This window comes from Pseudomonas lactucae (genome assembly GCF_036688725.1).
Taxonomy (GTDB): domain Bacteria; phylum Pseudomonadota; class Gammaproteobacteria; order Pseudomonadales; family Pseudomonadaceae; genus Aquipseudomonas; species Aquipseudomonas lactucae.
This window is the reverse complement of sequence record NZ_JAQQPT010000026.1, coordinates 1-11,970: the sequence shown is the minus strand read 5'-3', so window position 1 is coordinate 11,970 and position 11,970 is coordinate 1. Positions and strand designations below refer to the sequence as shown.

General features: G+C 58.9%; 6 protein-coding genes. 4 read left to right on the top strand and 2 right to left on the bottom strand.

The window, feature by feature from the left end; translation table 11 throughout:
- The first annotated feature begins 164 nt into the window (after nt 1-164).
- Together V6M90_RS25430 and V6M90_RS25425 are read left to right on the top strand one after the other, a co-directional pair.
- On the top strand, nt 165-734 hold the full coding sequence (locus V6M90_RS25430) for a PadR family transcriptional regulator (RefSeq protein ID WP_332847309.1): 570 nt from the start codon (nt 165-167) through the stop codon (nt 732-734).
- Nucleotides 731-1,507: a siderophore-interacting protein gene (locus tag V6M90_RS25425; RefSeq protein ID WP_332847308.1), complete on the top strand. Its 777-nt coding sequence runs from the start codon at nt 731-733 to the stop codon at nt 1,505-1,507. The genes V6M90_RS25430 and V6M90_RS25425 overlap by 4 nt, the downstream gene beginning before the upstream one ends.
- Nucleotides 1,508-2,156: 649 nt before the next feature.
- On the opposite strand, the gene V6M90_RS25420 is transcribed toward V6M90_RS25425, so the two are convergent.
- Together V6M90_RS25420 and V6M90_RS25415 are read right to left on the bottom strand one after the other, a co-directional pair.
- Complete coding sequence (locus tag V6M90_RS25420) at nt 2,157-2,780, bottom strand: Pr6Pr family membrane protein (protein WP_332847307.1); 624 nt, start codon at nt 2,778-2,780, stop codon at nt 2,157-2,159.
- Between the two features lie 4 nt (nt 2,781-2,784).
- Nucleotides 2,785-3,030: a VF530 family protein gene (locus V6M90_RS25415; protein WP_003172035.1), complete on the bottom strand. Its 246-nt coding sequence runs from the start codon at nt 3,028-3,030 to the stop codon at nt 2,785-2,787.
- Between the two features lie 178 nt (nt 3,031-3,208).
- Here V6M90_RS25415 and V6M90_RS25410 point away from each other — a divergent pair, with 178 nt between their 5' ends.
- Nucleotides 3,209-8,983, top strand: coding sequence for a membrane-targeted effector domain-containing toxin (locus V6M90_RS25410; RefSeq protein ID WP_332847306.1), 5,775 nt, complete (start codon nt 3,209-3,211; stop codon nt 8,981-8,983).
- Nucleotides 8,984-9,354: 371 nt separating this feature from the next.
- On the top strand, nt 9,355-11,766 hold the full coding sequence (locus V6M90_RS25405; protein ID WP_003172032.1) for a glucose/quinate/shikimate family membrane-bound PQQ-dependent dehydrogenase: 2,412 nt from the start codon (nt 9,355-9,357) through the stop codon (nt 11,764-11,766).
- Nucleotides 11,767-11,970: the final 204 nt, after the last annotated feature.

Genomic DNA, 11,970 nt, shown 5'->3' with positions numbered 1-11,970 from the left:
CTTCGCCTTATGTGAAAGTAAAAAATGACGGCTTTTTCAGAAATTCAATCAGCGACTGCCAGAATTTTCCTACACAAGCCGTTCATCGCCCCGAAGAAAAAAACAGCTGCGAAGCCTAAAGATATATCTTAAGTTATATCTTGAAACGCACATGGAGAACGCAGATGAGAGACCACCATCACCGTGATCACGCCGATCACGACAGCTTCGACAGACGCCCACCCGGCCGCGAACGCGGCGGCCGTGGCCCGCGCGTATTCGCCCCCGGCGACCTGAAATTACTGCTACTGGCCTTGATTGCCGAGCAACCGTGCCATGGCTACGACCTGATCCGCCGCATCGAAAGCATGTTCGACGGCGCCTACAGCCCCAGCCCCGGAGTGATCTATCCGACCCTGACGTTTCTTGAAGAAAGCGAAATGATCAGCGGCGATGCCGACGCCGGCAAAAAACGCTACAGCGTGACCGACGCCGGACGTCTCTCCATTGAGGACCAGGCCGTGGCGCTGGAGGGCGTGCGCATGCGCATCGAGGTGAGCAAGCGCTCACTGCGCGGGCATGATCGCCCGGCACAGATCCATGAGGCGGTGCACAACCTGCGCCATGCGTTGCAGTTGCATCACGGGCGCTGGAGCGCGGAAGAAATCCTGCGAGTCAGCACGCTGCTCAACGACACCGCCAAGGCCATTGTCGACGGCCCTCTCGCGCAATCCTTACCGGAGCAAACCGAATGAACACATCAAGTACATTGGGAATCCACCGCGTCACCCACGAAATCAAGCGCCGTCGCCTGGACGTGCTGCGGGTGGTCGACATCACCCCACGCATGCGCCGCATCACCGTGGGCGGGCCGCAACTGGCCGGGTTCGTCAGCCTGGGCAGTGACGACCACATCAAGCTGCTGTTCCCACAGACCGCCGCGCAAAAGGCCGCGTTGGAAAGCCCGACGTTCGATATCAAGACCGATGGCGCACAATTGGCGATGCGCGACTACACCCCGCGCCGATTCGACCTGGCGGTCTTGGAGCTGGACATCGACTTTGTGCTGCACGGCGATGGCCCTGCCTCCACCTGGGCAGAGCAGGTCACAGTCGGCCAGCACCTGTACATCGGCGGCCCGCGCGGCTCGATGATCGTGCCGGACATCTTCGACAGCTACCTGCTGATTGGCGATGAAACCGCGCTGCCGGCCATCGGTCGACGCCTGGAAGAACTGCCGGCGGGACGCAAGGTTGTGGCGGTGATTGAAATCGCCGATGCGGCAGAGCAGCAAGCGCTGGAAAGTGCCGCCGATGTCGACATCATCTGGGTGGTACGTGGCCGGGATGACCTGCTCGACACCGTGCGCAACCTGACGTTGCCGGCGGGCAAGCTGTACAGCTTCGTCGCCACCGAGACCAAACTGTCGCGTCAGGTACGCCGCGTGCTGCTGGATACCCATAAGGTCGACGAAGCGTTTCTCAAAGCCGTGGGTTACTGGCGTGCCGACGGTAGCGACGACGAGTAGGCTCAACGCGATCGAAGTGGGCAGGCTTGTCGAATCGTCGCACCACTGCGATTGCCATAGGACACAACTGCCTGCTCTTGCGCTGTTGCTGTTGCTGTTGCTGTTGCTGTTGCTGTTGCTGTTGCTGTGGCTTTTGATCTTGATCTAAGGCGCCCCGTCAAACACGCTGGCCGCAATTCGATATTGATTTGGGGGGTAAACCGGCAGGGATGCCGGTTTAGCCGCCCCGCGCCATGGATGGCGCGTGGCGGCGGCCCCCCAAATCAATGTCGGATTACGGGCACACCGAGCCTAAGCGAGGTGCCGAGTGTTGGGGCGAGGACCTTTTGGTTACTTTTGGGTCCACCATGTCTCCGGTCCGTACAGGTCCTTCCAAAGGTGACCCGCTGTCAGGGCGGAACCCTAAGTAGCCGTTACCGCAGAAATGGATATGTACTCGGTAAGATCCAAAAAAATAGTCGCCTAATACGCAGCCATCGGGAGCAAGTCGAATCGTCGCACCGCCCCTCCCACATTTGATCGCGGGCGCATCAGGTAGATATCTCACAGCTGTCAGACCGTCACGGGAGCAAGCTCCCTCGCCACAGGTTCAGGACCGCGCCAAAATGGTCCCCATGGCTATCGCACACAAGCCAACTCCCACAGCTTTTTACCCTGCGCGCTTTAGAGATTTATCCAGCCCTACAATGACCAACGCAACCAGCACAAACCCCACCAATATCCCCCCGGCATTCACAAACACCTGTGGATAACCCAGGGTGCCGACATCAATGAACGGGTACTGGTACTGCCCGAGCAAATCCCCTCGCAACAGGGCGTAGGCAAAATACACCAGTGGGTAAATCACCCACAGGCCAATGTGCTTCACGCGCAACGTCCCCTTGGGCACACACCGCCACCAGTAGATAAAGAACAGCATCGGCATCACGTCGTGCAGCAGTTCGTCGGCGATGAACTGGAAGCCCTCGGGCTGCCACAAATGCCGCAGCAACAGGTTGTACGCCACGCCCACCACCACGATGCTCACCGCGATCGCGCTGCTGACCTTCGGTGCAAGGAAAAACCGCTTCGCCGACGAGTGTCGATTGACCAGGGCATAGCTCAACACCACGACCGCCAGGGTATTGGTGAGCACGGTGAAGAAACTGAAAAAATTGATCAGCCCGCCCAACAGGCTCGCGCCGCTGAACCAGCGCGAGTAAAAGATCAGGTACTGCTGGATCGCCAGGCCACTCCAACCGGCGAGTGCCGCCGCCGCAATAAACCGCTTCATTGCCTCAGTCCAACGGACGTTTGGTGCGCATCAGCTTGACGTACAACCCTTCGACTTTCTCGCGCGCCCACGGCGTCTTGCGCAGGAACGTCAGGCTCGACTTGATGCTCGGGTCGCTCTTGAAACAGCGGATATCAATGCGCTCGGCGAGGCCTTCCCATTCGTAGTGTTCCACCAGTGTGGTGAGGACGTGTTGCAGGGTCACACCGTGCAGTGGGTCCTGCGGTCGAGAGGGGGGTTGAGCGGTCATACCAGGCCTTTTTGACGAAGGAGGAAAACGAGCTGCGCACCTTAGCCGAGGGAGTCTTCGGGTGGAAGTGCCACGTTCACTATGGCGCAAAAACCCTGCCTATGTCGGCCTATAACTGTGTAGCACCTCCCCGCACGCTCGGTAGACACAATAATGCCTTTCACACAAGGAATGTGCCATGACCACTTCAAGTAACACGCCTTTCTTTTTCGAGCGACTCAAGAACAGCCTTAACCAAATCGCTCAATCGACGGGGCTTTTGGAAAATAATGGTCATGCGCTGGAAAGCCTGCCCCTGGAATTCGGTCGATTGAAAAGATGCAACGAAGAATTGCTACTCGATAACCGCCAGGTTTCCGGCGCGGCAAAGCTGACCTACCAGAATTTGGCTGGCCTGAATTTGAAGGGGGCAGTAGGGAAGTTACTCAGAGAGAGCACTCACGCAGCGCTCAACGCCAGGCTGGCCGAGATGGAGCGACAGGTGGGGGCACACCGCAAATCTCGCAAAAACCGCCTCATGGACATAGCCGTCGAAGCCCTGCTGGACGAGGCAAAACTGAAAGTCAAAAACAATCTGCTGGCTCCCAGCGATCAGGCGCTCGTCGAACGCGCCGTGGGCTTTCTGCCGCCCGCGTCAAGGCCGGGCACGTATGCCCTGACCTTTGACTACCGCGCGCAGAACATCGAGTTTGCCGGAGCCTTTGTTCTGACCACTCTGCGCGAACCAGTCCGCTCACTGGACACGGATGTCGATGTCGGCCCGGTGCTCCTGTTCACGCCGACCCGAGGCTTGGAGTCGTTCGATTCGCTCAGGCATCTGGACAAGACGTTGCTGCAGTGCATGCAATCCCTCTCTTCACGCAATGAAGTGCTGGGGTGCCTGCCACGCCAGTATCAACACCTGCACACCGCCGCCATCTGGCCAATCGAGCTGTCGGCGATCAGCCCTGAGAAGGTGGCCGAACACACCTATAACGCCCTGCACGCCAAACGGACGCAAGACATCGCGTATGCACTGAGCAGCGAGCGAACCCCGGAGTTGTCCCCTCAGCAACTGATTGATGAACTCGATTGGGCGATGGCCTCCTCCCAACTGGACCTGAGCTTACGCTTGGACCTGTACACCAGAAGCCTGCAGGAACGAACGCTGCTGCTCGCGGCACCGGACTGGTATCGCAGAGCCAGCACCGCACAACGCCAACAGCTGGCGCATCACTTCAGCGAGTACGACGCCAGCCATCAGGAAACCCTGGCCCTGTTCGGCAAGGGCGTCTGCCCGCAAGCCTGCGCACGCCTGCAACTGCTCGAACGTCTGGAACGAGATCATGATTATGACGACCTGCACCCTGATCAACTGATCATTACTACCCGCCGCCAAGTGGCGGGGGTCGGCACCTATCAGGATTCGCACACACTGGTGGAACTGGTCCTGCGAGGGTTGCATGTCGACGACGACAAACCGGGGTCGGATTTCCTGAACCGCAGCGTACTGTCCTACCAGGGCCAGTCGCTGCCACAAAAGTACGAAGAGCTTTCAATTCGCTACCTGATCACCCTCACCCAGTCTCTGAGTCCACGCCTGGATTTTGCCGACGAACAGCGCAAGGCGCACAGTCAACCGGCATTGAAACAGCACTTGCAGACGATGCTGGACCGACGTACCGAGACATCGACTTATCTGGCGCTGTTGCAGGGGCACATCACCGCCGATGAGCATCAATGGCTTTCCGATCGCCAGCAGAACGATCATCCCCTGAAAGCCAAAATCGTGAAGGTTAACAGCGCGCAACTCAAGGACGTCGTGGTGCTCTGCCGCACCAATGCGCGCGGTGAAATCACTCGGGTGTTGCTCTACACGCCGGGGGCACCTCGAGACGAACAACTCAAGGGTTTCAACAGCGAACAGGCGTGTAAGGACCACATCTACGTCTGGTTTCCATCTCCCGGAATGCCAGGCCCCAACCCTATGGCCGATTACCTGTTCGAGCAGGTCCTGTCCAGATTCCGCCAGCCGCTGAGAAAAGCCCTGCATCACTACGTCCAAAGTCATACCAAGCCTGACGACATCATCACATTCGAAACAATGTCGAGTTATGCCGATTGCCTGAAACAAGTGGTCGACTTCATGCTGGTCACACAGGAGGAAGAAGAAACCCTGACAACCCCGTCCTGGTTGCGAAGCTGCTCATCCGCTGATCGGCAGTTACGCCTGACGCTGGCGGCCAACGCACACGGGGCCGAGCAGACCTACCAGAGCGAGTTCAAGGAACACGTTCGGTTTCCGGACTTCGACAGCTTTTTACTGACCACGGCAAAGGCTCATCTGAATGCCTTGCTGGGTAATCCCGCGGGCGACGTCGACCCAAGGGATGTGTGGTTCTACCCCTCTCGAAGACCCACCGATCTGCTGACCGACATCAAGAGTTTCTCGTACCTGGAGCTATTTCGAGACGGGTATGACGCATTTGGTCTGAAGCACCTGATCCCCCTCTACCACCTCTTCGACTCCATCAACAAAAACACAGTCATCAAAGCGCCCGCAGGCGTCAACCTCAAGGACCTGACCCTTGAGAAAGCCGTGGAGTCAGCAAAAGGCATTTGGATCGGCGAACGTTATGTCGAGGCCATCAAGCACCTGTTGATCAACCCCGACGATCCCCGCTACAGCAAGCGACGCACAGCGGTGCTGAGCGTTCAGCAATTGCAGATGAAAAGCAGTGCCTTGGAAAGCCGCCTGTGCGGCCATATAGCGACGGCCGAGCAGAACTGGCTGGTGCGCAGCATCGAAAGCCTGGGAGACAACGCCCCCACCACACGTCAGCGCTTCAAAGTGTATCCGCTACAAATCGACAGCCATGTCATCGATGGCTGCTACGTGTTCACCTACCCGAATGAATACACGTTGCTCTATACCCCCAACGCACCGGACGGCGTCACCTTCAGGCGGGCCAGATTGTTCAATTACATGTTGAAAAACGTCAGTGGGATAATCGATTACTATTGCACGCGTTGCCTGCTACGCAACCAGCCGACGTTGCGCAATTTCCTGGAGTCCTCCAAAAACAGTCTTCCTGCTCAGGACCCGACCACGCCCGCTCGCCCGTTGTATGACGCACCGGAACACGCAGGCACGGCATTGCCGTTATTGAACGAGCCGACTTTTGCGTTTTACAACAACAAACTCCAGTTCATCATCGACAATGTCAAAGCGACGACCACCAGCCGTCTCGACGCGGTGATGAATGTGGTCTGGTCCTGTGTCGATGTACTGGAAATCGTGCTCGCCGTGGTGACTATTCCCTTTGCGCCACTGAGCCTGGCGGTTGGCGCGGCATTCATGCTCAAGGACTCGATGTTGGCGTTGATCGCCTACACCCAGGGTGACAAGGAAGCAGCGTTCGGCTATTACCTGGCCGCACTGGCGAATGCCGCAGGCGGGTTGTTGACTGACCTCAGGCCAACCTTGAGGGCACTGGGGAAATTCAATAAGTTGCCCGCGCGACCTATTTACCGAACCGTGGAAAACAGCAACCTTATAGACGCTGTCCAGCAACTCCCGCCGCCGAACCCGGCACGCCCGAAGCCTTCATTTGCCGCAGCCGACATGCAACCGGTGGTATACAACGGTGAGACACTCTGGGCACCACTCACAGCCGACCCACTCGGACGTTTTCTGTTGTACCGGTACGATGCCGCCACCCAGTCGTTACAGTCCACGACATGGCTGGTAAACCAGAACGTCGAGGGTAAATGGGTGCGCTCAGGCGTCAGCGGAGGGGCTCCCACCAGACCGATCATTGCAGATAGCCCTCTAAATCGTTATGAAATGCCCGAGCAGCATCGCAGGAAGATGACCCAGGTCCTGAATCCCAACTACAAAAGTGATCTGACCGGCTACTCAGAAGCGCTTGAGCTGAATATCTCGCCGTCTCTCATCAGGGACGAAATCGAATCACTACGCCCAGTTCGTGAACGCTACCTGCTCCAGGTGGACCAGCTCACTCGCGATGCCAACCAGTACTTTAAGGACCTGAAGCCTACCGTTCCAAGAGCGGACGTGCTTACCTTCGAATCTACCGCGTCCCATACCCATATCATTGAGCAGCTTTTCAAGGAGTCAAACGGCCTGATAATCGGCGAAACACACGGTTCGATCGCAAGTAAGCAATTTTTGATCGACAACATGCCGGCCCTCAGCAAACAAGGGGTCAAAACACTCTATATGGAACATCTGCCTCGGGACGTGTTCCAGGGCAAACTCGACCAATACAACACCACGGGGTCTTCCCGTAATGTCACCGACCGACTAAATGCGGTCGATAAAAGTTTAGGGTCAGGTAAGCACGCCAAATACAGCTACAGCAAATTGGTAACTGCCGCACGTGCCCAGAAGATTCAAGTCAAAGGCTTGGACGCATCCACCAGTTATGACCTCGACCGCGCGATGGATCTGCCCGATAACCCATCATTTGCCCATCGTTCCAACACCCTCACCAATTTCTACTCTCACAAAGTGATCGGCATCGACACCGCACAAAAAACCGATGACCGATGGATAGCGCTTGTAGAGCAAAAACGCACGAACACCTACAACGGCGTCCCCGGGATCGCTGATCTGGAAAAAACCGTAAGCCTGCGTATCGTTGACGTTCCTGCCGGCGACCCCGTCGGCATCGGCCCGGACATCGCCGGCGACATTGCAGGAGACCCGTTGGCCAAGGCCGACTTCCGCCTGAAGCTTGAGAGCGACTACAAAGTGCCTGAAGAGCCTGGGCCCTCGCAGACGCGCCCCATCCCGGCCCAGGCCTACAGCCAGTTTGATCTGCCCGCGCAATACGCCGCCATCTACCGCGAACACATGGCCACGGCAATGGGCAAGAGAACCTTCTTTGCAACGGATTACGCTGAAACCGTTGCGCCCAAAAGCCTGGCGCAGAGTGCGTTCAAGAGAGCCCGGACCCAGCTGGCCACTGAAGCAGAGGCGTTTTTCAAAAACCTCACTCTCACACCACGTACTTCTTTGCCAGAGGTGCGGGACACCGTCACCCAGACCGAGTTTCTCGATGCTGTCTTCAGTAAAACCAACGGCTTTGTCGTCGGTGAAAGCCATGCGGCGACATCCAGCAAACGCTTCCTGATGGACAATATGAAGCACTTGGCCAAGGAATCCGGCGTCAAGACGTTGTATCTGGAACACCTGACAACCGATCTTCATCAGGCATCACTGGACACGTTGTACCTCACGGGAAGCATGTCCAAACCCCTGAAAGAGTATTTGAAACAGCTGGACGTCGGCCATGGCGTGGCGGCAGGCAGTCAGTACTCCTTCAGGGCACTGGTGGAGCGCGCCAATAAATATGGGATCCGGATCAGGGCGATTGATTGCGTGGCCAGCTTGCGTCAGGACGGCAGCCCATTCTCTCGCACCGAAGTCATGAACTATTTCGCAATGCGCACCATCCAGGCCGACCAGGTGAAACACGGTGCCCACCGCTGGGTCTCCCTGGTAGGTAGCGGGCATACCAATTGGTTCCAAGGCGTGCCCGGCATGGTCGACCTGATGGACGCTGTCAGCCTGCATATTCACGATGTCGCGCCTGTGCAAGCCAAGGGCATCTCACGGGCCAGCCGTGAACTGCATTCCGAAGGTTCCACACTGGACGCCGACTTCCGACTGGACGTCGCCACCCCGGGACGCAATCCCGAGCCGGCTTTCGTCGCGTTCGACAGGGCGCGTCTACGCAATATTGGCGATTACGCGGTAGAACAGACTTCGCCGACCGACGTGCGTATCCTGCATCACTCCAACTCCGGCGAGATCCTGGAAACTGCGGTGCAGTTCGATGACAAAGGCTTTTTATTCATTGACCGCTGGAATCTCAAAGAGCACCGGGCCCTCAATCTGGCCTACCTCCTGGCCGCTCTTCCTCGGGGGATGAAACGCGTGACCTGACCTCGCTCGCCAAGCCTCGCACTGTCCATGGCAGGCGAGGCGTTAAGCGACGTTTTGTCACTGTTACCGGATTGGAAATGATGCATATCGCGATTGGCCCTTTCTCTCGACGCCCTCTCCCTTTATCCTTCGCAACAACCTGAAACGTTTCATCTCCCCGGTCGACCCCATCTTGCTGATTATTCCCGCCCACAAAGACAGCGCTGTCTTACACCCAACCGCGCCTGGGGATAAATCGCCGGCCTGTGGATAACCGAGCCGCTCCACGGAAAAACCCAAATAACGCTGAACCAAGCCCGCGCCGAATCGTCATCTACAGTGAATGAAGCACGGGGTTACACCTTTATTCCAACGTCACGGAGAAACACACTATGAGCACTGATGGTGCTTCAAGCCCAAGCCGCCTGCTGCCCAGGCTGCTAGGCGTCTTGCTGCTGATCATGGGCCTGGCCTTGCTGGCCGGCGGTATCAAGCTGACGATGCTCGGCGGGTCGCTGTACTACCTGCTGGCCGGTATCGGCATTACCTTGACCGGCATCCTGCTGCTGGCCACCCGTCGCACCGCGCTGGGCCTGTACGCACTGGTACTGTTCGCCAGTACGGTGTGGGCATTGTGGGAAGTCGGCCTGGACTGGTGGCAGTTGGTGCCGCGCCTGGCACTGCTGTTCGCCCTGGGCATCGTTATGTTGCTGCCGTGGTTTCGCCGTCCGTTGCTGCGTGGCCAACCGGCCCCGTTGGGCACCGGCGCACTGAGCGTGGCGGTGGTGTTGGCCGGCGCTGCCGCCCTCGCCAGCCAATTCACCAACCCCGGTGAGATCAAAGGCCAACTGGACCGCGACGCGGTACCGGGCATGGCCAATGCCGCGCCGTCCCAGGCCGATGGCGACTGGAACTCCTACGGCCGCTCCTCGTTCGGTGATCGTTACTCGCCGCTGGCGCAGATCACCCCGCAGAACGCGCACAAGCTGGTACCGGCGTGGACCTTCCGTACCGGCGACATCCCTGGCGCAGGCGATCCGGGCGAGACCACCGCGGAAAACACCCCGCTGAAAGTCAACGGCATGCTCTACGTGTGCACCCCGCACAGCCAAGTGATCGCGCTGGACCCGGACACCGGCAAGGAAATCTGGCGTTTCGACCCGAAGATCAGCACCCAGGGTGCCGAGAACTTCAAGGGCTGGGCGCACATGACCTGCCGTGGCGTGTCGTATCACGATGACGCCGCCTACGCCTCCGAACAGAGCCCGACCGGCAGCGCCAGCCCGGCCGCCGCGCCGAATGCCTGCCCCAAGCGTATCTTCGTGCCGACCGCCGACACCCGTCTGATCGCCCTGAACGCCGACACCGGCAAAATGTGCGAAGACTTCGGCGACAAAGGCCAGGTCGACCTGCGTGCCAATATCGGCAGCTTCGCCCCGGGCGGTTACTACTCCACTTCGCCACCGGCCGTGACCAGGAACCTGGTGGTGATCGGCGGTCACGTCACCGATAACGTCTCGGTCGACGAGCCCAGCGGTGTGATCCGTGCGTTCGACGTGCACACCGGCAAGCTGGTGTGGAACTGGGACAGCGGCAACCCGGACGACACCACCCCGTTGGCCGAGGGCAAAACCTATACGCGCAACTCGCCGAACATGTGGTCCATGTTCGCCGTGGATGAAAAACTCGGCATGCTCTACCTGCCGATGGGCAACCAGATGCCCGACCAGTACGGCGGCGACCGTACCGACGACTCCGAGAAATACGCCGCCGGCCTGACCGCGCTGGACATCGACACCGGCCACGTGAAGTGGACGTTCCAGTTCACCCACCATGACCTGTGGGACATGGACGTGGGCGGCCAGCCGTCGCTGATCGACATCAAGACCGACGCCGGCGTGAAGCAGGCGGTGATGGCGTCGACCAAGCAAGGCAGCATCTACGTGCTGGACCGCGCGACCGGCCAGCCGGTGGTGCCGATCCACGAAGTGGCGGTACCGCAGGGCGCAGTGGCGGGCGACCGCACCTCCCCGACCCAACCCAAGTCCGAGCTGAACTTCATGCCGCCGCCGCTCAAAGAGCGCGACATGTGGGGCGTGACACCATTTGACCAGATGCTGTGCCGCATCGATTTCAAATCCATGCGCTACGACGGCGCGTTTACTCCGCCATCGCTGCAGGGTTCGATCGTGTACCCAGGCAACTTCGGCGTGTTCGACTGGGGCGGTATTTCCGTCGACCCGGTGCGTCAGATCGCATTCGTGAACCCCAGCTTCATGGCGTTCAAATCGAAACTGATCCCGGCCGCCGACATCGCCAAGCAAGGCCCGCGCGTCAGCGAAACCCAAGGCGTGCAGCCGAACAAAGGCGCGCCGTACGGTGTGATCCTCGAAGCGTTGCTGTCGCCAATGGGCCTGCCGTGCCAGGCACCGGCGTGGGGTTATGTGGCGGCGGTCGACCTGACCACCCACAAAACCATCTGGATGCACAAGAACGGTACCGTGCGTGACAGCTCGCCGGTTCCGATCCCCCTGAGCATGGGCGTACCGAGCCTGGGCGGCACCTTCACCACCGCCGGTGGCGTGGCGTTCCTCAGCGGTACCCTCGACCAGTACCTGCGTGCCTACGACGTGAAAAACGGCAAGCAACTGTGGGAAGGCCGCCTGCCGGCCGGCGCGCAAACCACCCCGATGACCTACACCGGCAAGGACGGCAAGCAGTACGTGCTGGTCGTGGCCGGGGGTCATGGTTCCCTGGGCACCAAGCAGGGTGACTATGTGATGGCGTTCAAACTGCCGGATTAAGCAGGACCAGCGGTAAAAACAAAGGCGGCTACCCTCACAGGTAGCCGCCTTTTTCATAAACAACACAGATCAATATGTGGGAGGGGGCAAGCCCTAATGCCAGTCAGTTAAGGGACAACACTGTATTTGTGGCGAGGGAGCTTGCTCCCGTTGGGCCGCGAAGCGGCCCCTCTCTTTGTTTACACAGAATGGGACTGCTGCGCA

Coding starts and splice junctions, on each gene's coding strand:
- V6M90_RS25430 (WP_332847309.1), top strand. CDS start 165: ATGAGAGACCACCATCACCGTGATCACGCCGATCACGACAGCTTCGAC.
- V6M90_RS25425 (WP_332847308.1), top strand. CDS start 731: ATGAACACATCAAGTACATTGGGAATCCACCGCGTCACCCACGAAATC.
- V6M90_RS25420 (WP_332847307.1), bottom strand. CDS start 2,780: ATGAAGCGGTTTATTGCGGCGGCGGCACTCGCCGGTTGGAGTGGCCTG.
- V6M90_RS25415 (WP_003172035.1), bottom strand. CDS start 3,030: ATGACCGCTCAACCCCCCTCTCGACCGCAGGACCCACTGCACGGTGTG.
- V6M90_RS25410 (WP_332847306.1), top strand. CDS start 3,209: ATGACCACTTCAAGTAACACGCCTTTCTTTTTCGAGCGACTCAAGAAC.
- V6M90_RS25405 (WP_003172032.1), top strand. CDS start 9,355: ATGAGCACTGATGGTGCTTCAAGCCCAAGCCGCCTGCTGCCCAGGCTG.